22 protein-coding genes are annotated in these 25,147 nt (G+C 45.6%); 16 read left to right on the top strand and 6 right to left on the bottom strand.

The features are described 5' to 3' along the window. Positions 1–203: 203 nt before the first annotated feature. Positions 204–2,282: an abortive infection protein gene (locus JGK07_RS07960; RefSeq protein WP_293241955.1), complete on the bottom strand. Its 2,079-nt coding sequence runs from the start codon at positions 2,280–2,282 to the stop codon at positions 204–206. 8 nt (positions 2,283–2,290) lie between these two features. Next, on the bottom strand, positions 2,291–2,965 hold the full coding sequence (locus JGK07_RS07955; RefSeq protein ID WP_293203024.1) for a hypothetical protein: 675 nt from the start codon (positions 2,963–2,965) through the stop codon (positions 2,291–2,293). Between the two features lie 237 nt (positions 2,966–3,202). On the opposite strand from JGK07_RS07955, the gene JGK07_RS07950 reads away from it, so the two are divergent. Next, positions 3,203–4,120, top strand: coding sequence for an OmpA family protein (locus JGK07_RS07950; RefSeq protein ID WP_293211342.1), 918 nt, complete (start codon positions 3,203–3,205; stop codon positions 4,118–4,120). A 503-nt stretch (positions 4,121–4,623) separates the two neighbouring features. On the opposite strand, the gene JGK07_RS07945 is transcribed toward JGK07_RS07950, so the two are convergent. Then, positions 4,624–5,751 carry an AI-2E family transporter gene (locus JGK07_RS07945; RefSeq protein ID WP_293224269.1) on the bottom strand — a complete coding sequence of 376 codons (1,128 nt, stop codon included), beginning with the start codon at positions 5,749–5,751 and terminating at the stop codon, positions 4,624–4,626. 144 nt (positions 5,752–5,895) lie between these two features. On the opposite strand from JGK07_RS07945, the gene JGK07_RS07940 reads away from it, so the two are divergent. Then, positions 5,896–6,876 (top strand): alpha/beta fold hydrolase, encoded by a 981-nt coding sequence (locus JGK07_RS07940; protein ID WP_293217259.1) that lies wholly within the window; start codon positions 5,896–5,898, stop codon positions 6,874–6,876. 61 nt (positions 6,877–6,937) lie between these two features. Here JGK07_RS07940 and cysS read toward each other — a convergent pair whose 3' ends face one another. Continuing rightward, positions 6,938–8,560 carry a cysteine--tRNA ligase gene (gene cysS, locus JGK07_RS07935; protein ID WP_293241958.1) on the bottom strand — a complete coding sequence of 541 codons (1,623 nt, stop codon included), beginning with the start codon at positions 8,558–8,560 and terminating at the stop codon, positions 6,938–6,940. A gap of 148 nt (positions 8,561–8,708) precedes the next feature. Between cysS and JGK07_RS07930 the strand changes: the two genes are divergently transcribed. Both JGK07_RS07930 and JGK07_RS07925 read left to right on the top strand, forming a co-directional pair. After that, complete coding sequence (locus tag JGK07_RS07930) at positions 8,709–8,999, top strand: type II toxin-antitoxin system Phd/YefM family antitoxin (protein WP_293185221.1); 291 nt, start codon at positions 8,709–8,711, stop codon at positions 8,997–8,999. Between the two features lie 24 nt (positions 9,000–9,023). Then, the gene (locus JGK07_RS07925) at positions 9,024–9,467 is read left to right on the top strand and encodes an Imm30 family immunity protein (protein WP_293185222.1); all 444 of its coding nucleotides are present in this window, start codon (positions 9,024–9,026) and stop codon (positions 9,465–9,467) included. Here the strand turns inward: JGK07_RS07925 and JGK07_RS07920 are convergent. Continuing rightward, positions 9,450–9,569 carry a hypothetical protein gene (locus JGK07_RS07920; protein WP_293242039.1) on the bottom strand — a complete coding sequence of 40 codons (120 nt, stop codon included), beginning with the start codon at positions 9,567–9,569 and terminating at the stop codon, positions 9,450–9,452. The two genes, JGK07_RS07925 and JGK07_RS07920, sit on opposite strands and share 18 nt — an antisense overlap. A 207-nt stretch (positions 9,570–9,776) precedes the next feature. On the opposite strand from JGK07_RS07920, the gene JGK07_RS07915 reads away from it, so the two are divergent. The 10 genes from JGK07_RS07915 to JGK07_RS07870 all read left to right on the top strand — a co-directional run bounded on the left by JGK07_RS07915 (position 9,777) and on the right by JGK07_RS07870 (position 21,325). Beyond that, positions 9,777–11,135: a P-loop NTPase fold protein gene (locus JGK07_RS07915; protein ID WP_293196739.1), complete on the top strand. Its 1,359-nt coding sequence runs from the start codon at positions 9,777–9,779 to the stop codon at positions 11,133–11,135. Further along, positions 11,092–12,585 (top strand): tetratricopeptide repeat protein, encoded by a 1,494-nt coding sequence (locus JGK07_RS07910; protein WP_293241961.1) that lies wholly within the window; start codon positions 11,092–11,094, stop codon positions 12,583–12,585. Before JGK07_RS07915 ends, JGK07_RS07910 begins: the two co-directional genes overlap by 44 nt. Before the next feature lie 282 nt (positions 12,586–12,867). Further along, positions 12,868–13,002, top strand: a complete 135-nt coding sequence (locus JGK07_RS07905) for a hypothetical protein (RefSeq protein WP_293185226.1) — start codon at positions 12,868–12,870, stop codon at positions 13,000–13,002. Positions 13,003–13,229: 227 nt separating this feature from the next. Then, positions 13,230–14,627, top strand: coding sequence for a DUF4912 domain-containing protein (locus JGK07_RS07900; protein ID WP_293241964.1), 1,398 nt, complete (start codon positions 13,230–13,232; stop codon positions 14,625–14,627). Between the two features lie 578 nt (positions 14,628–15,205). Beyond that, entirely contained in the window at positions 15,206–16,522 is a 1,317-nt protein-coding gene (locus tag JGK07_RS07895) for an ABC transporter substrate-binding protein (protein ID WP_293182577.1), read from the top strand. A gap of 80 nt (positions 16,523–16,602) precedes the next feature. Continuing rightward, entirely contained in the window at positions 16,603–17,502 is a 900-nt protein-coding gene (locus JGK07_RS07890) for a carbohydrate ABC transporter permease (protein ID WP_293182579.1), read from the top strand. A 174-nt stretch (positions 17,503–17,676) separates the two neighbouring features. After that, the gene (locus tag JGK07_RS07885) at positions 17,677–18,540 is read left to right on the top strand and encodes a carbohydrate ABC transporter permease (protein WP_293182581.1); all 864 of its coding nucleotides are present in this window, start codon (positions 17,677–17,679) and stop codon (positions 18,538–18,540) included. Positions 18,541–18,787: 247 nt separating this feature from the next. Beyond that, a complete protein-coding gene (locus JGK07_RS07880) occupies positions 18,788–19,870 on the top strand; it encodes an ABC transporter ATP-binding protein (protein ID WP_293182583.1) in 1,083 nt (360 codons plus the stop codon). Between the two features lie 486 nt (positions 19,871–20,356). After that, positions 20,357–20,797 carry a DUF3574 domain-containing protein gene (locus JGK07_RS07875; protein ID WP_293190425.1) on the top strand — a complete coding sequence of 147 codons (441 nt, stop codon included), beginning with the start codon at positions 20,357–20,359 and terminating at the stop codon, positions 20,795–20,797. Positions 20,798–21,118: 321 nt separating this feature from the next. Next, the gene (locus tag JGK07_RS07870; protein ID WP_293196734.1) at positions 21,119–21,325 is read left to right on the top strand and encodes a hypothetical protein; all 207 of its coding nucleotides are present in this window, start codon (positions 21,119–21,121) and stop codon (positions 21,323–21,325) included. On the opposite strand, the gene JGK07_RS07865 is transcribed toward JGK07_RS07870, so the two are convergent. Beyond that, complete coding sequence (locus JGK07_RS07865) at positions 21,322–21,504, bottom strand: hypothetical protein (protein ID WP_293182589.1); 183 nt, start codon at positions 21,502–21,504, stop codon at positions 21,322–21,324. The two genes, JGK07_RS07870 and JGK07_RS07865, sit on opposite strands and share 4 nt — an antisense overlap. Positions 21,505–21,581: 77 nt before the next feature. Here JGK07_RS07865 and JGK07_RS07860 point away from each other — a divergent pair, with 77 nt between their 5' ends. Continuing rightward, on the top strand, positions 21,582–22,094 hold the full coding sequence (locus JGK07_RS07860; RefSeq protein ID WP_293182591.1) for a hypothetical protein: 513 nt from the start codon (positions 21,582–21,584) through the stop codon (positions 22,092–22,094). A gap of 518 nt (positions 22,095–22,612) precedes the next feature. Continuing rightward, on the top strand, positions 22,613–24,634 hold the full coding sequence (locus tag JGK07_RS07855; protein ID WP_293241967.1) for an ABC transporter ATP-binding protein: 2,022 nt from the start codon (positions 22,613–22,615) through the stop codon (positions 24,632–24,634). The last annotated feature ends 513 nt before the right edge of the window (positions 24,635–25,147 follow it).

The raw sequence follows: 25,147 nt of genomic DNA, 5'->3' as shown, positions 1-25,147 counted from the left end.
AAGACGGCGGTTAAAATCGCCGGATTCGTAGAAGACTCGGCGGTTAGAAACCGCGTCTACACAGACAAAACCCGCCTCCGCGGGTTGAAGAAAAGACGGTTAAAATCGCCGGATCTGATTAATTCTCTTCATTCCGCGGAGGCGGAATTTGTTTGTGTAGACGCGGTTTCAACCGCCGTCTTTTTCTTATATTATAATTTGAGTCAAAGTCCTGTAGGTGCGATCGGCTCAATATCTGGATCGAATCCACCAACTTGATTTGTGCGAATTATCCACAAAAAAGCTCCTTGTTTTAAGAGGATTTTGGCGATCGCATCTTGGGTACGCCTCGGCAGCATTGTTCGGTAACTCATAGCAGCTTTGAACGAATTCACGATGCCAGCAAAAAAGCTTTTTTTCAGTTCAGAATCAATACCCGCCAATCTCGCATTTTTGCGCCAATCTGGACGGACAACACCGAGGGGAATTAATACTTTTTCTAAACTCTCTCCTAAGGCTATTAACTGGTTAAATCTTTCGGTTTGTGCGGCGGTGGGATGTGTTTTCAGCCAGTCTTGAATCTGAGGATTTGACTCAATTTCCGCAGTGATTTTTTTAATTGTCGCGTAAATTGCCTGACTGGAATCTTGGACGCAAGAAGTTGCTGGCGTGACTAAACTGGCGCCGGTGCCGTCTCCGCTGCGGTAGCGCGCCATCATGATATCTAGTTGCTGGTTTAATTCAGTTAAAGGCGACAAGGTGATGCCGTCAAAGTCGTAGTCGCAACACACGCAGTCTAATTTACAGATGATATCGCACACCGGGCGATCGCCCAACCAGCCGCGCTGCAAGTCTCCCATGTAACTTTGCCATTTGCTGGAACCTGCTACAATGCCGTCTGGATTGTGGGCATAAACTTGTTTGTATTCTATGTCAAAACGCAGTTCGCGGGTAAAGCGATCGCGCACAACTTTTGCTACTCCAAAAGCAAAATGTCCGGTGACAATTCTCAGCGGTGTCGGTTCGCCGCCTTTGCCGCCGATACCGCCGAAACAGTGAATCACTATACCGATATCTCCTTCTTCCCAAGGGGAGATAGAATCGTTTTCTGTAGCATCATTTGGCATCAACAATACTCTTTTGGCTTGTCCTTTTTGCGCCCTAGTATTTAACCAGTTTTGGTCTTTTAAATAAGCGAGAGATTTTTGTAACCCGAAATGTGTTTCATCTGGGATTAATTGGGCAATTTTCCGGGGTTCGATAGCCTGAACAACAAAAATATTATCTTCATCTCTTTCGCCGTAAATGTACCAGCCCTCTGAATTTAATGGCGATTGTTCGATTTGGTGATTGGTAGACCTCGCTATCCCATTTTTGTCTGGCTGTACTTGGGGAATCCGAATGATTTCGGCGGCGCCGTCAAATTGTTGGGATGTTTGGCCCAAATGCCGGACAATAAATTTGTCGCTGTCGGGTTCTGGGCGCTGTAAAATTGAGACTAAGGCACAGAAACGTCCGATAATTTGTACTGGTTCGCGATCGATAATTAGTTCTTGCGGGTCGCTGTTGCTATGGTTGATGGCAATCACCGGTCTCCGTAACATCACAGTCACGCTGTCTTCGCGTCTGCTACCTGCTAGAGTTTCTAAAGGGCCGACATTGCGCCAGCCGTTCAATCTATCTGGATGGATGTTGCCTGATTTTTGACTTTTTTGAGTTTGTTTGGTGAAGCTGATATCTTGACTGACGGCGTGGACAAAAAATTGTACTTGGCGATCTGTACTCCACTTCAAAAATGCTATTTTGCCAATGAAATTTTGATGTTTTTTGGGTGCATTGATCACTTCAAAAAAAACTGATCCATAAATCTGGCGCTGTTCGTTTGATGGCAAAATCAAGCGCCCTTGCCAAAGTGCGATCGGGTTGTAGAGATGGGCAACTGCTGCTGCATCTTCGCAGACGATTTCTGGCTCCGGCTCTTCTAAAGTATCGCTTTCTGGTTCCTCAAAAAACGCCGGATAATTGGAATCTTCTTCGACAAATTGCGGTTCTAAAAAAACGTTTTTACCTGCGGCAATATTGGCAGTTGAATCTCGGTTTTTTAGGGGTGATTTCAATTTCAGAAAATGGCGTTTTTCCTCCAGCTTGTCCTGCAACCAATTGACAAAAACCCGAACAAAAATAAAAGCTGTGAGACCGAAAATCACAGCCAAAGCTGTCATCCCCAGAGTCAAAAGAAATTGCTCTAAAGATTGACCGGAAAGTAAAATAATTTTGGGCCAAATCAAAGAATATGCCGCCATAAATATATCTAGAAACGAGTTTTAGGTTCGATCCAGTCTGTGCTGGCTTGAGTGCCGAAAACTAGGGGTTTGTCTTGGGTGACAGATACGGTTTGGCCAGTCATATCGACGGCACAAAGAGGCCAAGATCGATCGCCCAAATGACCGGCGCGGAACAGAACTTGTCCCGGGCAAACTTGACTCCAACCCAACAATACAGCATGGGTGTAAAGACTGCGAGCCGGAGCAACGGTATAAGTATAATTATCATTTTTATCCCAAATGACCGCGTAGTCGGACATATCGGAAGAGTTGAACAACGCTTCAAATTCGCGGGCGAGAACGCGGGAACCCTCTTGATTCCAAGAAACAGGTACTAAAATTGCGATCGTCCCGGACATATCTGTGTCATCGCTAGCATACATTCCGCTTTCGGCCAGGGGCGAAGCAGCCGCCACTGTTTGCAGTTCCCCAGTTTTGAGATTTTCCACAAACATGACGCTGCTAACCCGACACCGCGACAATTCCGGCTGTACTTGCAATTCAATTCGACTGTAAGCCGCGTATTGGCCGTTAGTTGAAACTAGGGAAGGACTCCGATAGTAGCGGATACCTGTGCCAGCATTTGAACTCACCTTAGCGTGAGTCTCATTAATCCATTCCCAAGGCACGGGATAGGGGCTATTTAAAGGGTCAGACATCATTTTTTTGCCAAAAGTTCTACAGTATTATCTAACAGATTTAGGCTTACAGGCAGGGGAATAGCAATCGGGTTTTTGTCGGAAATGCTGTGCCGCCAAACCCCAGATTTGTAGAAACCGGGTGAATTTTTCAGATTTGAGATTTGTCCTCCAATCTAAAATCTAAAATCCAAAATCTAAAATTGGATATATAGGATAGTATCGAAATTAATCTGGTATGTGTACCGAGAGGGAGGAACCATGACGCGATATTCTACGGAAAAACCTTCAATCCCCCCGACTCGCGTCTCTAAGTCGCGGGGAAAAGGTTTATTTTTACTGTCGCTAATCTTTAGACTGCTGTTGCTGGGAGTAGGCAGCGGTTTTGCGTGGGTTTTGGGGATGGCGATCGCCCAAATTTATCCCTCACGCGCCACGTCTATGCCGATCGCCGAGAGATTGCTGCGCGTAACTCAAAATTTGACCTCCAGCCCGAAACGCGCCCCAGCAACGCCAATTCCAGCGCTTCCTGCACCAACCGCTACACCAACTCCCCAGTCGAAAGTCAATCCCGCCCAGAGAGAGAAATTGCAGGGAGATTTAAGAAAGTTGCAGGGCGAGCTCAACGCGCTAATTGGGCGCACAGCGGCTTTAGAAAGTCAGTTGGGTAGCAGCCGCCCGACGGAAACTTTGGAAAAGCGGTTGCAGTTGATGTCGCAGGAATTGGCTGCAACCCCAACGGAGGCCACTCCTCCTCTGGCTTTACCCGCGCCGAGCCCTCTCGATGGTAACGCGCAGCCACAGAATACGAGAAATCCAGTGTTTGCAGGGGATGCGCTGATGGTAACTTTGCCCAGCGATGTTTTGTTTAATACTGGCAGCATTTCTCTGCGGGCGGGTACCAGTGCGATTTTGGACAATTTGGTGGCGGAGTTGCGGAGTTACGAGGGGGCGACGGTGCGGGTTGCAGGCCACACTGACGACGCGGGAGAAGAGGCGGAAAATCGCAATGTGTCGTTTGCGCGGGCTCAGGCTGTGGTGCAGTATTTGTCTGGTGTGCTCGGGCAGAAGTATCATTGGGTGGCGATCGGCTACGGGGAAAGTCGCCCTTCGGTGGATAATAGTTCTGAGATCAATCGGCAGCGCAACCGTCGCATTGAAGTGGCAATTAGTCCTTAGTCAGTTGTCAGTTGTCAGTTGTCAGTTGTCAGTTGTCATTGGGCTTATAGATACTAGACTTAGGATTGATAGAGCAACCGCAGATTTAAGGCAGATTAACACAGATGAACGCAGATAATTTCAAGAGAGTTTGTGGCTGTGGCAATTTTGTCTAGTTTTTTCAATTCACTGTGCCGAATTTTAGGAAAAATCATGCAACATTATTTGTAGGGTGTGTCGCCGCCAACCATCTTTAAAATTGACAAATAGTCGATCGGGCGACGCACCAGATAATTGTAGGGTGTGTCACCCTCAACCATCTCTCAAATTGACGAATAAACTCAGGGCGACGCACCGGATAAAATATTTGAGCAAATCAGCCTTTGACGAGTTTGGTGTTTGTGGAAATAATTTTAATGAGTCGTATCACGTGCGTCGCCCTGAGATTCTCGGTATTGAGTTAGGAATTTATCGCAGGCGACACACCCTACAACTACAAGCTGTCAACTGTCAACTGTCAACTGTCAACTGTCAACTGTTGAAGCCGAAGGTGTCAAAGGCGGTAAGTCAGAATTATTTTTAGCTTGATTTATTGTCTCTCGATATTCGCTCCTCAGCTTCGGTTTTAAATACAAATTCTCAATCAAAGCAGCTACTCCCGCAAACCAAGGCGGCACAATTACCGCGCCAATAATTCCTAATACTTGCACGCCTCCCAAGACAGACAGCAATTGATACAATGGATGCACCCCAACCGAGGAACCAACCAGCAAAGGATCTAGTACGTAAGTTTCTAAGTTTTGGATAAATACAAACAGCAGCAATACCCACAACAACACCCATCCACCCTTAGCTAAGGCGACGATTAAGGCGGGTACTGCACCCAAAACCGGGCCAATGAAGGGAATCAGATTTGTCACACCTGCGATCGCACCCAAGCCCAAAGCAAACTCCGGCATCCCCAAAAAGCTCAAACCTGCGGTGATAAATATCCCTAAAATCCCCGAAACTAACACCCGCCCGCGAATGTAACTCCCCATTCTTTGCCCGATGGGCGTGGCTTGGGCGGCGAGTTTTGTGTCCCAAGGTTTCGGGAAAAACTGCACCAAACTTTTAATTAATGTGTCGCTGTCCGCTACCATGTAGCCGGAAATAAATAATGCTAAAACTAAACTGAAGAAACCGCCGAGAATGCCTCTTGTTAAACTGTACGATCGCAAAACCAGTTGTTGGCTCGATCGAATCAGCCAATTTGTCAGCGATTGAGTGTCCAGCAACTGATTCACCAAAGCAGGTGCATCATCGGTGAGGCGACTGGCTAAGCTAGTCGCTACCACTTCCAGACTTTCGGCGTAAACTGGTAACTGTCGCACCAGTAACTGTATTTGATCGATGACTGTCGGCCCGATTAACACTACCGTCCCGCTGAATCCGCCAATCAGAGTTAAATAAACCAGAATCACCGCCAGCCAGCGGGGAACGCGCATGGTTTCGGCCCAATTGACGATCGGGACGATCGAAGCAGCGAGCACCACTGATATCATCAGAATTACTAGCAGACTCCGCAATTGCCACAGCAGCACTAGCAGCAAGGACGATGCTACAATGAGCAGCAAGTTAGGTATAGAAATTGTAATCCGCTGTTCAGACATGATTAAATAATAAAGGTCTGTAGTTGCGCTTATCTCCTCGCACAGGGCGGGTTTATTTATCTTCTGAGTTACCCCATATATTTTGGGTAAAACCCAGCCCTACTCATTTTATAATAAAAAGTAACATCGGCACAAAAAAATAATATGCAACCACAATATTCAACTCAAGATTTATCAGCCATTTCGTCTATCAAATCACCAACGCTGTTTTACGAATGGCAAAAATATCGCTGTGCTTATGATGTTTATCAACCAACTACTGCGACAGAAGATAGCATCCCTTTGTTATTAATCCATCCCATAGGAGTTGGATTGTCAAGAGTCTTTTGGCAGAGGTTTTGCGAAAGTTGGTACAAATCAGGCAACACAAATCCGATTTACAATCCCGACCTTTTGGGCTGCGGCGATTGCGAAATGCCCGCTGTGGCTTGCTATCCTGAGGATTGGGCGGCACAGTTGCAGTTTTTCTTGGAGACTGTAGTAAAAAAACCTGCGATCGTCCTCGTGCAAGGTGCTTTACTGTGTGTAGCCTTGGAATTAGCCAAAATCCAGCAGAAAAGCGGTTCTAACTTAATCCATTCCTTAGTCCTCGCCGGGCCTCCAGCCTGGGCGGTGATGAACAAACATTCGACAGATAGAGAGCAAAGAATCGTCTGGAATTTGTTAGACTCTCCCTTGGGAAACGCTTTTTATCGATACGCCAGACGCGCTAAATTTTTGCGCTCTTTTTCTGCAAAACAACTGTTTGGCGATGCTGCTAAAGTTGACAGCGAATGGTTGGATGCTTTGCAAGCTGGGGCGGCAAATCCTGACAGCCGTCATGCAGTTTTCTCATTTTTAGCGGGTTTTTGGCGGCAAGATTATAGTACCACGATTCAACAGTTTATGAATCCGGCACTCGTTATTATGGGAGAAAAAGCCTCAAGCATCAGTCAATCAGGTAAGGAAGAAAAACCAGAGGAAAGAATAGCGCAATATTTGGCTAACTTTCCCAACGCAGAGGGTTTATTAATGCCGGGGCGCAATGTTTTACCCTACGAATCTACGGCAGAATTTGTGAGTGCTGTTGCGGAGTTTGTGAATGGAAGTTTGCAACCGCAGATATCAGCAGATGAACACAGATGAACGCGGATGGAATTTCGTCTGCGTTAATCCGCGTTCATCTGCGGTTAAAAAACTCTGAATTTCAACTGCGATGCCAAATTGTTGTGCCATCTTTTTGATCGATCAAAGTAATGCCCCGATCCTTAAGTTCGTTGCGAAGACGATCGCCCTCAGCGAAATTTCTAGCTATCCGGGCATCCTTCCGCTGCTGAATCATCGCCTCAATTTCCGCATCACTCAAACCGCCAACCACCGCATCGCTGTCAGCTTCCGGCTGCACCTCCAACCCCAAAACCCCCGCCAAACTCACCAAAGTCAGCCAATGAAGCTGCAACAATTCCGGCGAAGTTTCAGTTTTGCCTTGATGCACCAAAACATTGCTTTCCTTACCCAATTCCTTCGCCAATTCAAACAAAACAGCCAAAGCAGCCGGAGTATTGAAATCATTATCCATAGCTGCTTGGAATTGCTGCACAGCTTTGGTATCTTGTCCAGTTTTCTCAACGTCCCAATTCAGTTTCTCTGCATATCGGAGTCCAAAAAGCAAGCCTTCGTTGATAGTATTCCAGCCATTTTGAGCATTGGCGATCGCATCTTCAGTAAAATCTATCTGACTGCGATACTGCGCCATAAACACAAACAGCCTCACCGCCATCGGTTCCACCGCTTTTGACTTATCGCCTTGATTCTTACTCCCCCCCTTAGCAAGGGCAGATTCATTTTCACTCTTACTCCCCCCCTTAGCAAGGGGGGGCTGGGGGGGGTCAGATTCACTCTTACTCCCCCCCTTAGCAAGGGGGGGCTGGGGGGGGTCAGATTCAAGTTCTCCCGACCAATTCCCCTCCAACAAATCGCGAATTGTAATAAAATTGTGCAAAGACTTCGACATCTTTCTGCCATTAACAGTCACAAAAGCATTGTGCATCCAATAATTAGCCAAAGACTTGCCAGTCGCAGCTTCAGATTGAGCAATTTCGTTTTCGTGATGCGGAAAAGTTAAATCGGAACCGCCGCAGTGAATATCAATAGTTTCGCCCAAGCAATCGCGCACCATCGCCGAACATTCAATGTGCCATCCAGGGCGACCTTTTCCCCAAGATGATTCCCAAAAAGGTTCACCGGGTTTAGCACTTTTCCACAAAGCGAAATCTGAGGAATCTTGCTTTTTTTGAGCTTCTATTTCGGAGGTTTCTAATCTGCCGCTAGCCCCGGCTGCCATTTCTTCCAACTTGCGGCCGGAAAGTTTTCCGTAGTTGTCAAACTTGCGAACGCTGTAGTAAACGTCGCCGCTGTTCGCATAGGCAAAGCCTTTGTTTTCTAACTCGTGAATCAGCCGTTTGATGCCGTCTATTGAGTGGGTGGCGCGGGGATATTCATCGGCCCTGAGAATATTTAGTTTGTCCATGTCGGCAAAATATTCGTCGATGAAGCGTTCGGCTACGGCTTCCATTGTGGAATTTGTCTCGCGGGCGCGATCGAGAATCTTGTCATCAATATCGGTAAAATTCTGTACGTAGCGCACCGAGTATCCCCGCCACATCAGATATCGGCGCACCATATCCCAGACGATGTAAGCGCGGGCGTGGCCGACGTGGCAGTAATCGTATACCGTAACGCCGCAGCAATACATCCGCACCTTTGAGGGTTCGATGGGATCGAAAGGTGATTCGCGGCGGGTCAAGCTGTTGTAAAGCGTTAGGGACATGGGATTTGAGATTTGGGATTGATGTATTGCTCTAATTTATTATAGTACCGCGTTTGATTCCGCTATTTTTTTTGCTATCAAAATTTGATTGACGAACTCCGTCGGCATGGTGTAGCATTGAATTGAATGCTAATTTAATGTTATTATTATGATCAACCTTTCAAGAGACATACATTCTCTCACCGATTTCAAACGTAATACGACTGAGTTTGTGCAGCGACTGAAGCAAACAAAAAATCCTTTAGTTTTAACTGTCAACGGGAAAGCAGAGTTAGTTGTTCAGGATGCTGAATCTTATCAGAAGCTTTTAGATGCAGTTGAGTTATTGGAGAGTTTAAAGGGAATTAAACTGGGTTTGGCACAAATGGATCGAGGGGAAGGGAAAAAAGCGGAGGATTTTTTTAATCAACTGTTTGATAAGTTAGACAGTTCCCCATGAATCAGATGAGGAAGGTAATAGCTGATGAAAGAAAATATTTGGATTAACTTTTTAGGAAAAAATAAATTAATGCGATCGCCTGATGAAGTGACAGCTTTTGAAAATGCTTTAGCCTCAGTTGCCGATCGTCCTCACAATGAAGATTTGCCAGATTTACATCTGATTTTAGACGATCGCTGCGAACAGCCAGAAGTCATGTTCGGTTTGATTCATTTTTTAGAATCTTTTGATGTGTCAGCACAGATTCAAGCATTTGTTACAGTTATACCGCAATTAATGCTCGTTGCTTCGGAATGGACGAGAATTCTCCACAACCGCATTTTGAATGATGATGATGCTTGTCGTTTGTATCGAGATATTTTGCATTCATTGAACTCCGAAGAACCTAGTTTTGTTCGTCAATTGCTGGAAGAAAGCGCTAGTTACAATTTAAGCAAGCGGGAACCAAAATTAGAGTTGGCTAGGTAAGGACGTTTTTAGGCAACAGCAAAATCTGTCAAAGGGCGATCGATCGTCTGGATGGTGAAAAGCCAGCACTATATCGCTTTGAGGAACTTCTTCTTTTAACAGTTTGTTAGCGATTCCTTGTCTTTACAAAAGTATTGGAAAACCTGATTTTTAGGACAATAATTAATTATGGTCAGTCGGTTGCGATCGCCATTTTTTGAGTATCGTGTGAGATATGAGTTAGAATTGGGGTTGAAAAGCTCCACATTGCGATCGCCCCTAATCGCAGTCAACTGTGGGTTCCATCTACAATCCATAATCTAAAATCCGATGACTTCACTCCCACCCAACCGCGCCAAAACACTCAAGGAAGCTTACCGCGCTTGCGATGTCAAGCCTCTAGCGGGTGATGATATTGCCCGATATTATGTAGATTTGTCCGCAGTACGCAACACAGTGGCGATCGAAAATGTTAGCACGGATTTGGATCTTCAAGAACCGGGAGAATTTAACACAATTTTGTTTACGGGACATCGGGGATGCGGCAAAAGTACAGAGTTAAAACGCATTCAGTCGCGATGGGAAAATGAATATCGGGTCATTTATATAGAATTCGATCAGGAACTAGATGTTCTTGATGCTGAATATACCGATTTATATTTGCTAGTTATCAAAAAAGTAGCTGATGAGTTAACTGAATTAGGATTGAAGTTTGATCCAAAACTATTACATAGTTTTGAATTGTGGTTTAAAGAAGTCACTAAAGAAACAGAAGAAACTGTTCAATCTTCTGTTAGCATTGAAACTGAAGCAAGTGCAGGGGCAGAAATTCCCTTTATTTCTAAGCTGATGGCAAAATTGATCGGTCAAATCCGAGGTTCTAGTCAACACAAACAAGTTATTCGCGAAACTCTTCAGCGCAATCTATCCCGCTTGCAAACAGATATGAATCTGTTGTTAAAAGATGCTTTTGACAAGCTGATACGCAAATATCCAGGCCGTTACCAAAAAGGATTTTTACTGATTGTTGATAACTTAGACCGCATTACTCCAAGAGTTGCCAATCATTTGTTTTTTGATTATGCTCCTCAACTGCAAGAACTAGACTGTACAATTATCTATACAGTGCCGATTTCGGTAATTTATTCATATAAAAATGTCAGCAATTTATTTGATAGCAATCCCAACATCGTGCCAATGGTGAATATTTATGAATTTAACCGCAGTGAGTGCGATTTAAATTGCAATCAGCAAAGATTAGATGGAGTTGCCAGTTTGATCGAGAAACGAGTTGATGTTAGTGCGGTATTTGATGATCGAAAACAGTTGCTAGATTTGGCAAAAGCCAGTGGCGGTCATGTGCGACAATTGATGCAGATAACTCGATCGGCTTGTCGCACGGCCATTACTCGCAAACACAATAAAGTTTTGGCTGAAGATGTAACTTACGCTTTAAATCAACAGCAATTTGATTTTGAAAGGTCTACTCCTACACCAGAATATTATACAATACTAGCGCGAGTTTGCATCGACAAAGATATTGCTAAAGAAGAAATCGGACAAAATTTATTATTCAATCTTTCCGTCTTGGAATACAACGGCAATAGTCGGTGGAATTATGTCAACCCACTCGTAAAACAAAGTTATGCTTTCCAACAAGCCCTTAGATCAATTCAAGGAAATCCCTGAAATACACCAGCAAAGGATAATTGAATTCAATCAAGAATCTTTTGACCAATTGCTGACGTTTGTCGATATTGTTCCCGATGATGCCTTTGATTTGGGATTTATTGACTGTAATTTTGCGAAGGATACAGATGCGATTATTCAGGCTTTAATTAATCATCCCGATTGTCAAGAGATGCAGTTTGAGATTTGGGATTTTCCCGATCCTGATATGCGCTTTTTGATGGATGAAATTCTGAAGGTTTTGCCAGCAGTCAAGGTTCAACCAGACAAAAAGTTGATTTTCATTGTGCGGGGAGTGGAAAATGCGATCGGGATGACGGGGGAATATCCGCCAATGTTGGTAGATTTTAATTGGGTGCGAGATGCTTATCCGGTTATGGTACGGCATCCAATGATTTTTTGTTTGCCAGATTATGCGATTACGCGAGTTGCTAATTATGCGCCGGATTTCTGGGCCTGGAATTCGGGAACTTTTGTGTTTAAAACTCCGGCAAATACTAGGGATGATGCGATTTCTCAAACTCTGGATGCTAGCAAAGAAATTAGCAATTGTGAGGTTCCAGAAAAGCAGGAACGGATAGATTTATTAAAACGGTTATTGATTGAATACACTCCCTCGAATGGGCGCGAGGAAACTCAAGGTGATTTAAAAACTCGCATTAGGGTTTTGAATGATTTGGGAATTGCTTATCGCAGTCGGAGTGACTACTCAACAGCAAAATACTATCTGAAACAAGCATTAGATTTGGTTAAAGATGATGAAGATTTAGCCGAACTCAAGGCAAATTCTTTGCATGAATTAGCAATTGTTGAACGCAATCTAGGAGAAATCGAAAAAGCGATTACTTTAGAAAAGCAAGCTATGGAAATCTTTGAACGCATCGGCGATATTAAGATGAAAGCTGCTACTTTGCACCAACTAGCAATAATCTATGCCAATCAAGGGGATGTAGAAAAGGCGATCGCATTTTATCAAGAATCTCTCGAACTTAAGGAAAAAATTGGCAATGTTCAAGGGAAAGCTGCTACTTTGCACAATCTAGCAATAATCTATGCGAATCAAGGGGAAGTAGAACAGGCGATCGCACTTTATGAACAATCACTCGAACTTAAGGAAAAAGTTGGCGATGTTCAAGGGAAAGCAGCTACTTTGCACTGTCTAGCAATAATCTATGCCAATCAAGGGGAAGTAGAAAAGGCGATCGCATTTTATCAACAATCTCTCGAACTTAAGGAAAAAATTGGCGATGTTCAAGGGAAAACTGCTACTTTCGCAATGCTTGGACAGTTGTTAGCAGCGCAGGGAGATTTTGACCAAGCTTTGAATTATTTACAGCAATCTTTGAAGATTTTACAGCATTTGCGATCGCCCGATGCGGAGATAGTGAAGGAAATTATTGCTGAGGTTGAGCAGATGGATGGAGATCGTAAGTTTGCGCGCGGGATTTAGAAACCGGGTTTCTCACGAATATCTCGTGAGGATGCGTAAAATCTCGTAGAAACCCGGTTTCTGGCCGCCCTCACCCACCAAACCCTCCAAACCCATCACCAGCCCCGTCCCAGAATATGTCATCAAACCCTGATATTTGTCCGAACATCGATCCCCTGACGCTCTAAAATATCAATATTCCCTGACATATTGATCCCCGAATCCCCGAAAATGCGTATAAGTACCCATGATTAAGGCAAAAGACCCCTTGACCAGACCGGGAGTTGTCTGCAACATTAAGTCATGACAAAGCGATCCCAAAGAAATGCTTTGATTGAGCAACTTTGGGAGTCAGATAGCGCGTGTGCTGCCGGCACAGCGTTGCTAGCAGCACCGATCGCACTCGCACAATCGATCTTGTCAATCAAGAATCGATAGATAAAGCTTTATTTAGATCGGACGGTGCGCGCAGAAGCCAATAAGTCAAAAACCCCGATCGCAATTGGGGACAAGACAAGCTAAAAACCAGCAAGGCTTCAAAGGTTGGAGAGATTCAGAAGCTCGATCGTAATTGTATTTAAAAGAGTTTCTAACTCAAAAAATCAACACATTAGTGTTGAATCGAAAAATCTAACCCGCCATCCAAATTAGTGGAGAACAAACTCATGGCAAAAGAACGCCCACCATTAGAAGAGATGACTTTGCGACAACTCCGCAGAGTTGCTAGCGAATGTGGAGTCTCTCGCTACAGCCGGATGCGGAAATCGCAACTTCTGGCATCAATTCAAGAAATTCAGCGCAACAAGTTTTCATACAGTCCATCTCGCAAACTAGAGGCACAAGAAGCAGTGGAAGCAGCAAAGTTTGAACTAGGTCAAGAAGATAGAACAGGCGGTTCTTTGGCGTCTGTAGATGAAGGTTTAGCAGATTTGCCCAACGGTTACGGTGAAAGCCGGGTTGTTTTGATGCCCCGCGATCCAGAATGGGCTTACACCTACTGGGATATCCCGAACGATCGCAAACAAGAAATGCGCCGCCAAGGCGGACAGCAACTCGCCCTGCGGATCTACGACGTTACAGATGTTAACCTCGACATCCAAAGCCCCCACAGCATTCAAGAATATCCCTGCGACGAACTGGCGCGGGAATGGTACGTGCCAATCCCCGTAAGCGATCGCGATTATGCGATCGACATTGGCTACCGCTGTGCAGACGGCCGTTGGTTGGTGTTGGCGCGATCGGCAGAAGTCCGAGTCCCGCCCATCTATCCCAGCGACTGGATTGAAGACCAATTCATCACCCTCGACTGGGAAGAAGACTTGCGCGGCCAAACCTTCGCCGAACTGGTTCCCCCGGCCAAGAAAATCGCACAAGCAACCAACGGCATCGCTTACAGCACCGGCAACGCCATCTACGAACAAATCTTCGGCATGGCAGAATCGGCAGAATCGATGCGCGTAGCAGGTTCGATGTTCGGTTCCATGCAGCACGTTGCAGGTTCGATCCAGCAATCCGCAATCCACGAACAAGCTTTGAGTTCCTACGTATTCCCCTCCGGTGTTGGAATGTGGGCTGGGGCAGGAATGTCTGCCCTCACTGCGTCAGGTGTGGGTATGTCCGGCCTCACTGCGTCAGGTGTGGGTATGTCCGGCCTCACTGCGTCAGGTGTGGGTATGTCCGGCCTCACTGCGTCAGGTGTGGGTATGTCTGGCCTCACTGCGTCAGGTGTGGGTATGTCCTCCGGTGTCGGTATGTCGGGAGTTGGCTTTGCCGCCCCGATGCGCCCCCGCCAGTTCTGGTTAGTTGCTGATGCCGAACTGATCGTCTACGGCGCCACCGAACCCGATGCTACCGTCTACGTAGGCGGACAGCCAATCAAACTGAATGCTGACGGCACTTTCCGCTTCCAGATGTCTTTCCAAGACGGCTTGATCGACTATCCGATTTTTGCAGTAGCAGCAGACGGCGAACAAAACCGCGCTGTCCACATGAAATTCGAGCGCGAAACCCCTGAACGTCGCACCAACACTAAGGAAGATTCTGTTGTGGAATGGTTGGGCTAATCGTAAATGTCGATCGCGATCCCGGTAGGTGTTTGGGTTTGTGCCAATTTTTTAACCATCACAAGGCCTACCCGGAGCAAATGGCGATTTGTTAGGGTTAGTTTCAGACAACAACCCATAACACCCCCTATACACCGTTCTCCTATTTTGAGGAGCGGTGTTTTTTGTATTTAGAAGGAAGAGTTGACAGTTGACAGTTGACAGTTGACAGTTGACAGTTGACAGTTGACAGAGGGAATAAGGAATAAGAATTATTTCTTGGTAGGGTGCGTGAGGGCGAGAAATCTTTACATCCACACTTCGAGACTATGACTCACGCACCGCCCCAACGATTGAATCATATCAATGCTAGCGTCAACGATATTAGACACTCATCTCAACATCTGCCTGTAGATAGATGTTGACTTAACTTGCGATCGAACTCGTGACCTCAAAATTTGTAATTTTCACTCAACAATTATTAAGTAAGCTAAAGTTTACTTAAATTTTCATTGCACAAACTCGGTAAATCCCGCGAAACGAAAGAAAGCGAGTTATGAGATCAGTAAGGCGATCGCACAGTCATATCTCAAAAGCCAATGCCCAAAATAAATTCCCCGCCCCAGCGAAGGCAAAAGCGCCCCCGTCTTGTAGCCTTATTCGCTGTCACATTAGCAGCCGTCTTGCTGTTATTTATTCTGCCCGCACTGACTCAGCAGCCAGTTGTGCTCACCATGTTAATGCAAGGCCAAGACATTGCCAACTGGAAACCGTTTGTCAAAGAATTTGAACAGAAAAACCGCGATATTCGCATCAACCTCGTCGAAGGCCCCTTTGACACAAATCTCGTAGAAAATCTTTACACATCTGCCTTTCTTTTAGGCGAATCGCCCTACGACATCATCAACATGGATATCGTTTGGGTTCCCAAATTTGCCGCCGCAGGTTGGGTAAGGGATTTAACCGACAGAATTCCCCCCGAACAACTTGCAAAATTCATCCCCGGTAACGTTGAAGGCGGAAGGTATCGGGGCAAACTTTACCGAATTCCCCACGCTTCGGATGCCGGAATGCTTTATTACCGCAAAGACATTTTAAAACAAGCCGGAATTCCAGCACCGAAAAATTTTGAAGAGATGGTAAAAATCTCTCAAAACTTACAGCAACAAGGAAAAGCAACTTGGGGTTATCTGTGGCAAGGTAAACAATATGAGGGAGTATCTGCGATGTTTGTCGAAGTGCTCTCGGGTTTCGGCGGCTTCTGGGCTAATCCTCAAACTTTTGAAGTTGGGTTAGATAAACCCGAGGCCATTAAAGCAGTGGAATTTCTCAAAAATACGATCGCCTCCGGCATCTCTCCAGCGGGTGTTACTACCTACGGCGAAGAAGAAACCAGGCTGTTGTTTCAAAACGGCAAAGCGCTGTTTTTGCGAAACTGGCCCTATGTTTGGAAGCTAGCAAATGCCGAGGGATCTAAAGTGAGAGGCAAAATTGCGATCGAGCCAATGCTCAGCAGTATCGGTAAAACAGGCGGTTCTTGCTTGGGCGGCTGGGGCTGGGGAATATCCAAAACATCAAAACATCCAGAACAAGCCTGGAAAGCAATTAAATACCTCACCAGCGAGGCAACCCAGCGCAAATTCATTTTAGAAACAGGTTTAATTCCCAGTTACAAATCCCTATTTACCGACAAAGAAATAGTCGCCAAATATCCCCACTACCCGCAACTTTTAAAAGTAGTGGAACGCCCAGCCTTGCGCCCGCCCATTGCACAATACGCTCAAGCTTCTGATATTTTGCAGCGCTATTTGAGTTCAGCTTTTACTGGGAGAATGACTGCGGAACAAGCAATGAAAGCGGCGGCTAGCGAAACTCGCAATTTATTAGGAAGTTTGAAACAACCAAAAGCTTCTTGAACAGTTGACAGTTGACAGTTGACAGTTGACAGTTGACAGTCCTAAAGCCGTAAATGAGGGATAAATTAGGGCTAAAAAATATGCAATCAGACAAGATGCGACAGCGCGAACAAAGAACCGGATGGATATTAGTAGCACCAGCATTGATAATTCTGCTGCTAGTATTTGCTTACCCAATCTTGCGCGCGTTTTGGCTGAGTTTATTCACCCAAAACCTCGGTACTGAATTGAAACTGGTTTTTTCCGGCTTTGCTAACTACAGTCGAATGTTAGGCGACGGGCGTTTCTGGCAAACTTTAAGCAACACCACAGTCTTTACTTTTGCCTCTGTTGTGCTGGAATTAATTCTCGGCATGGGCATTGCCTTAGTCTTAAATCAATCTTTCACGGGGCGCGGCATTGTGCGGACAATTTCCCTGCTGCCTTGGGCGCTACCTACTGCATTGATGGGTGTAGCTTGGGCGTGGATTTTTAACGATCAATACGGCGTAATTAACGACATTTTACTGCGCTTGGGATTGATTCAAAAGAGCATTAGCTGGTTGGGAGATCCGACTTTGGCAATGATGGCAGTGATTACAGCCGATGTTTGGAAAACTACGCCGTTTGTCAGTCTGCTTTTGTTAGCGGGATTGCAATCGATTTCCGGTGATTTGTATGAAGCCCACGCCATTGACGGCGCCAGTAGTTGGCAGAGTTTCCGTCAAATTACCTTGCCGCTGCTGATGCCCCAAATTGTGATTGCTTTGCTGTTTCGATTTGCCCAAGCTTTCGGCATTTTTGACTTGATTCAGGTGATGACGGGAGGGGGGCCGGCTGGGGCGACTGAGACGGTTTCTATCTACATTTACAGCACGGTGATGAGGTATTTAGACTTTGGGTACGGGGCGGCTTTGGTGGTGTGTACTTTTTTGCTGTTAGTGGCCGCAGTTGCGATCGCCAGTTACCTATTATCGAGAGCCCGCACCACTCAAGTTTAGATTTGGGATTGGGGATTTTAGGTTGGTGGTAGTTAATGAATCAGATACGTTGAGGGAGAAATTAAAATCAGACTATTCATTGCTTCAATCTTCTTCCTTCCAGGTAGAGGTAGCTGTCAACTGTCAACTGTCAACTGTCAACTGAATGAAACGTTCCTTTCATTGGTATAAACTATGTCGATCGCCCGCGAACAACCTACCACAAAACCCTTTAACATCCGGCAATTAATCTTGCCCCTATCAGCGATATTAATTGTCGCCTATTTCCTCGCACCCATCATCTGGCAGGTGCTGACATCATTCAAAGTAAACGGCGATATCTCAGCAATTCCCAACGTCTACATTCCCGCACGAATTACCTTCGATCATTACCTGTCCTTATTCCAGCGCCGTCCGTTTGCACTTTACATTTTAAATAGCGCTTTTGTTTCCATTACTTCCACACTGCTGTGTTTAGCAGTAGGTGCTCCCGCAGCTTACGCATTAGCCAGATTGCGGCTGTGGGGCGAGAGAATTATTCTGGCAAGTGTGACAATTGTGACGCTATTTCCGGCGGTGTTGTTATTTTTAGGACTGTTGGAAATAGTCAAAGCTTTGGATTTAGGAAATAATTATTTAGCCTTAATTATCCCTTACACCGCCATCAATCTGCCGCTGACAATTTTGGTAATGCGGAGTTTCTTTCAGCAACTGCCAAAAGATTTAGAAGATGCAGCTAAAGTTGACGGTTACAACACCTTTCAAATGCTGTGGCAAATCGTGCTACCGATGACATTTCCCGCCTTAGTCACAACCGGAATTTTGACATTTATTTCAGCTTGGAACGAGTTTATTTTCGCACTGACATTTATGACTCGCGAATCTCTAAAAACAATTCCCGTCGCCACGGCTCAACTCAGCGGTGCATCAGTCTTTGAGATTCCCTACGGCCCGATCGCAGCAGCCACAGTTTTAGGAACCTTACCCTTGGTTTTGCTGGTTTTGGTGTTCCAACGGCGCATCGTTCAGGGTTTAACAGCCGGGGCTGTCAAGGGATAGTAAGGAGAGTTTTGAGTGGTGAATTTGTCAATAAAACAGTCAAATAGTTAAGGATCGCGAATTAAATAATTTACACAAGTTTGTGGAATGGGCGTCCCGCCCGTCCAGAAAGAACGGGCGGGACGCCCATTCCACAAGAACAATAAAGATTGTAAGTTATTTAATTATCATTCCTAAGTTGATTCCTAGTGACGAATAACCAATAACCAATAACCAATAACCAATAACCAATAACCAATAAAAAATCATGGCAAAACTGCAACTAAAAAACCTCAATAAAACCTACAGCCCCAAAGTTGTACCAGTAAAAGACATTAGCTTAGATGTCAGCGAGGGCGAATTTCTGACCTTGCTGGGGCCCTCCGGGTGCGGCAAATCTACCACGCTGCGGTTGATTGCAGGGTTGGAACAGCCGACTAGAGGCGAGATTAGAATTGGCGATCGCGATGTGACATATCTCAGACCGGGCGATCGGGATATTGCAATGGTTTTTCAAAGTTACGCGCTGTATCCGCACATGACAGTGTACGACAATATGGCATCCAGCCTCAAACTCCGAAAAATATCCGACAGCGAAATCGATCGCTTAGTGACAGAAGTTGCAGCATCCCTCGGATTGACCGAATTAGTCGATCGCAAACCGGGTAAACTATCAGGCGGACAGCGGCAGCGAGTAGCCCTCGGACGCGCCTTAGTGCGCCAACCAGCAGTATTTTTGCTCGACGAACCTTTAAGCAATCTCGACGCCTTATTGCGAGAAAAAGTTAGGGCCGAACTCAAACAATTGTTTTCATCCCAAAAAGCCCCTGTAGTGTACGTTACCCACGACCAAACCGAAGCAATGACACTTTCTACAAAAGTCGCAGTTCTCAACAGCGGCAGCATCCAGCAATTAGACCCGCCACACTTGATTTATAACCGTCCGGCAAATCAGTTTGTAGCGGGTTTTGTAGGCAGCCCGCAAATGAATTTGCTAGTGCTTAAATGCCAGGGAAATTTTGCGATGTTGGGCGATTCTGGAGTTCCGCTACCAAATCTGCCGACAGTCCCACCAGAGATTGTCTTGGGAATTCGCCCGGAACACCTCAGCTTTGCAGATGTAGAGGCCAGGAAGAAGCCAGATCCAGAGGCAATTAAAGGTGAGGTTTATTTAGTAGAAAACTTGGGAATGCAAAATTTAGTTAGCGTCCGAGTTAAAGGTTTGGAGTCAGTAACGGTGCGCGCTTTGCTCCCAAATGACCGTCAGTGGAGTTCCGAAATTGTCGAGCTGGTTTTTCCGTCTCAGTTGCTGCACTGGTTTGATGTCAAAACTGGCGATCGCTTGAAATGAAAATTTGGCCTGTATAACACGATCGATTGAAAATAGTCTAACCCTGTGCTGAAAAATACTATTTCTGCTTTTAACTAAGTTATGACTGTAGTAAGAGGTATAAGTATTTGGCTGCTGTTAAGGTGATATTTGTGCTTGAAAAAGCTAGTTGACTGGTATCATTTGCGATCGATCGCCATCACAAAAAAGGTTTGTAGTGCGGACTTAAGTCCGCAGTATAGAGGTTTTCAGAAAGATGAGGTATGACTGACAGCTTATATAATAATAAACAAAGAGGGCTGAAGCCCAACTACGTCCGCGAATCTTTTTAAGAAAGGCTATACAAACTAATCTGCACATTTTATGTTAAATTATATCGCGAACGGTAGCATCGGTATTGTGCGATCGCTCGGGCGGTGCCTCAGTACCAATAGTCTCATAGTCGGTAGTTAAAGAGCGATCGCACTGGCGCACCCTACTACTTGTTTATTTATAGAAAATAATGACATGAAGAACAAACATCTTAACAGTCTTTGCTTGGCAGGCCTGCTGTTGCTCGTGCCGATTTGTCCGGGGACAATTGCCCGCGCTCAAATTTCCGAAACTTCCGATACTAACGCCAGTCCAAAAACCTTCCTCAAAGATGAACTGTATTTTGGCTTAACTAAACCCGGAGGCGAGACAATTTCTGAGTCAGAATGGCAGGAGTTTGTCAAGGAAGTTATTACCCCTCGTTTTCGGGAAGGGCTAACTGTATTAGACGGTTCCGGGCAGTTTCTCAACCAGGGCGGAATATTGATTCGAGAAAACTCTAAAATAGTTATTTTGATTTATGAAACTAGCCAGGAAAAAAATCGAGCTATTCAGGAAATTATCGAAAATTACAAGCGCAGGTTTCAGCAGGAGTCAGTGCTGCGGACGACCAGCGCAGTTAAGGTTTCTTTCTGATTAGCTCATCCAATCAGCGTTTTTATGATATTATTCCTAGTAATCAAGGTCATACCCTCAGAGATAAGTAGGGTGCATTCAACAGTTGACAGTTGACAGTTGACAGTTGACAGTTGAATTTTGACTGCTGACTGCTGACAGTTTAGGAGCGACCTCTACCCTTAAGTCAGAGAATTGGAATAATGAATAGTCTGATTTTAATTTCTCCCTCAAAGGGAGAGGCTTTCAACCAATTTTTTCTCGTAAAAATTATAATTTGTGGGTATCGATCGCACATTGCAAAAAGTCGCCAGAAAAACCAGCCCGGGAGAAAACAAAAATATGACGAACGATGGCAACCCAAAAGCCCAAGCGCCGGATAACGACGATGTACAAAAAAATTTGGACGGTATTGGGAAAGCTTTGATTGTGAGCGTGGCTTGGTCTTACGCAGAGGCATTGGAGCGAACAAAACGAGATCGAAAAGAACAGAAAGCTACGCCGGAATCTCAACCAGAATCTCAACCAGAATCTCAACCAGAATCTTAGACATCCGCCGCTGCGAAAACAGCGCAATTGCTTTCATCTACAGAAAAGCGATCGATCGCGCACCGGCGAACCATCACAATCATCGCGCTCGAACACATTGGAATCGACTTTTTCGGCAGATTCCCGAAATTGCAGCGGTTTTTATGCCATTTTACCTCAATATATTTTATTTTACCCAAAAGGGATTTACATTAAACAAACTACGGTTTTATAGCTACAGTGTACAGAACAAACAACCAATTTTGAGATCGGTCTCATGTCTAATTTAAAAATGATTGGCAAAGCGATCGCAGGTGGCATTTGCTTCGGCATCCTCGCCAGCAGCTTCAACGGCGCGCAAGGCCCAGCATCCGCAGCAGCACCAACAATTGCCGAAGCAGCAGCCCCCGCCGCTAGCAATATCGACAAGCAACTTCTAGGTCAATGGCAAGGTACAATCCCCTCCGGTCAGTCTTTCACCTTCGTCTTTGCCCCAGAAGGCAAATTGTTCATGATGGGTAAATGCCCCGACGGAGCCCCCTGCGCCAAAGAAACGAGGTATAAAGTTAATCTCGCTGCAAAACCGATGCACCTGGATGTCAGCCTCAACAAGACCGAAACCGTTGAGACTGTTTTTGAGTTGACTCCCGAAGGTCAAATGCGCCTTCAGGTGGAAGGCACCAATCCCGGACTGCCAAGACCGAATTCCTTAAACGACCAGGCAACCGTGTTTAAAAAGGTCTCCGAGACCACTGCACTGCCTGCTGGCACTCAAGTCATCGGTTATTGAGGAAAATTCTTCCCCCGCATTCGGCAGTTAAGTAGTTCTGGGTTTTGAGTTTTGGGTGTTGTTATAGGCAGTTTTCAATTCTATGAAATATAGTAGGGAAACGGCATTGCACATTGGTGTCAACAACCAGCTCAAACCCAGTCACAGATGGCTGTTTGACCATTAAACTTAGATCCCCCCTTAGCTTGCCCCCTACTCCCCCTTAAGAAGGGGGGGACAAGAAGTTACTCAAAGTCCCCCTTCTTAAGGGGGATTTAGGGGGATCTAGACTTGGCATAAAACCCATATTTCTCAAGGGTTTCAGCCTTAAGTTGACACGCCTTGGGCGAAGCGTAGCGGAGGGAGTGCAGTGTCCCTACCGTAGCATCTGTATTTTTTTTACTAAGCGTGAAAATCACCATCAGTTAAAGAATTTAAAATTTAAAACTGAAAATTTAAGAGTTTCCCGCTGCCTTCTGTCTTTAACAGGCCCTGCTACAATCCACTTAATCTCCTTTTAACTTTTGCCATAGACTTCCATGAGTGAAACCGTCCTAGAAGTTCGCAACCTGCGGGTTGAATTTCAATCTGCGGACGCAGACAATGCGTCCGCAACAGTCAAAGCTGTTGACGGCATTTCCTTTGAGGTGAAGCGAGGGCAAACTCTGGGAATTGTCGGAGAGTCGGGTTCGGGAAAATCGGTAACATCCCTCGCTGTTATGGGTTTGCTGTCAAGTTCGTTAACGAAAATCCAGGGCGAAATATGGTTTTCTCCGACAGCAGATGGCGTTACCAAGCAGCCTGTGAATCTGCTGGAAATGCCCGATCGGGAAAAACAAACCTACCGGGGAAGCCAGATTGCGACGATTTTTCAAGAGCCGATGAGTTCGCTAAATCCCGTTTTTACGATCGGCTTTCAACTCACAGAAGCCATTTGTCTCCACCAAAAGATATCCCAGACAGCAGCGCGGCGCAAAGCTGCTTCGCTATTGCAAGAGGTGAAGCTGCTACCGGGGGACGAGGAACTGCGGCAGCGCTGTTTGGCTTTGCGGCAAGAAGCAGGTGCCCAGGACGATCGCGATTTCATGCCACAAGTCAACAGCCAAAAACAAGCTATGCTCGATCGCTATCCCCACGAACTCTCCGGCGGTCAAATCCAGCGCGTGATGATTGCGATGGCCATTTCTTGCAATCCCACTTTATTAATTGCTGACGAACCGACAACAGCCTTAGACGTAACCGTGCAAGCAACAATCTTAGCTTTGCTGCGCGAGTTGCGGGACTCTAGAGGCATGGCAATGATTTTTATTACCCACGATTTAGGCGTCATTGCTGAAATTGCCGATACGGTGGCGGTGATGTACCGAGGTAAAATTGTTGAATGCGGTGCGATCGAGCAAATTTTCAGCAATCCCCAACATCCTTACACAAAAGGTCTCTTAGCTTGCCGCCCAACTCTCGAACGCCAAATGCGCCGCTTACCGACAGTTTCCGATTTTATGGAAGTCACCACAAATGCTAGCGGCGAATTGGTAATTGTCGAGAAAAATGTCGATTTAGACGGCGACAGCAGCGGCGGACTTTCCACTTTTCCCACCGGAAAACCCCCTCGGCTGCCGAATATTTCCGAGCCTTTGCTAGCTGTTAATAACTTGCGAGTCGGTTTTCCGGTGCAAGGAATGTTTGGCGAAACTAAACGCTTGTTTATGGCGGTAAACGATATTTCTTTTGAGGTTTACCCGGGCGAAACTTTGGGTTTAGTCGGCGAATCTGGCTGCGGTAAATCAACTTTAGCGAGAGCATTGCTGCAATTAATTCCGATATCCAGCGGCAAAGTGTTTTTTGAAGGTCAAGAAATTACCCCTCCTACCAAAAGTAGTTCCCGAGGGCAGTGGATGGCTAATTATCGGCTCAAAAAAGAGTACGATCGCCAATTGCGCCGGCTGCGGCGCGATTTGCAAATTATCTTTCAAGACCCTTATAGTTCTCTCGATCCGCGCCTGAGTGTTGGGGAAGCGGTGATGGAACCGATGGTGATTCACAGCTTTGGCAAAAACCCGAAAGAAAAGCGCGATCGCGCCGCTTATTTGTTGGATAGAGTGGGTTTAAATCCCGATTTTATGCGGCGCTACCCCCACGAATTTTCCGGGGGACAGCGGCAGCGAATTTGTATTGCTAGAGCTTTGGCTTTGAATCCTAAGTTTATTATTTGCGATGAATCGGTTTCTGCATTGGATGTATCGGTGCAGGCGCAAGTTTTAAATTTGCTCAAGGAGTTGCAAACAGAGTTTGGACTGACTTATATTTTTATTTCTCACGATTTGAGCGTGGTCAAGTTTATGAGCGATCGCGCGATCGTCATGAACAAAGGTAAAATCGAGGAAATTGGCACAGCCGAGCGCATTTACCGCCAACCGCAGCAAGCTTACACGCGGCAACTGATAGCTGCTATTCCGGCGGGGAATTTGGAGCGCATTCGGCAACAGCAATTAGGTCGCCAATCTGCTTTGTCTGCTGCGAATGCGCCCCTATCGCCTGGGGATGAATCGCAACAAATGTGATATTATCTAGTCCTTAAAATTAACCCCGAGCCTTTGGCAGCATCGGACTAAATGCCTCATCCAACCAATTTGATTGTGGTGGTTTGATGGGATACAATTCTAACCAAATCCCAGAATTAAGCCTACACATGGATTGTACCAAGGTTTGTAGTGCGGACTTCAGTCCGCTTTATACTGCGGACTGAAGTCCGCACTACAAACCGTTTTTGTGATGGTAATCAACCGGACACGATATTAATACCAGATTGATAATTGTAGCAAGAGTTTTGTGAACTTGTATTAATACAGTTAAAAAAATCAAAATCCAAATTAAACACTTAACACTGGATTCTGCCTTCGGTATGGAGAATGTCCGGTTATAGCAATTTGCAACACTCGCGAAGTACAACGGATCCATTCCCAATTCCCAATTACCCGGGAACATAGGAGTTTAACTAACAACTCCTACCAACATCTTTTTATTTTTTTTTCATAAATCAACAGTCGATCTTCATTTTAACTTCACAATTAATA

This window comes from Microcoleus sp. PH2017_24_DOB_U_A (genome assembly GCF_020738205.1).
In the GTDB taxonomy this organism is placed as follows: Bacteria; Cyanobacteriota; Cyanobacteriia; order Cyanobacteriales; family Microcoleaceae; genus Microcoleus.
Note: the sequence above shows the minus strand (reverse complement) of the source record. Positions and strands in the feature narration are given on the sequence as shown.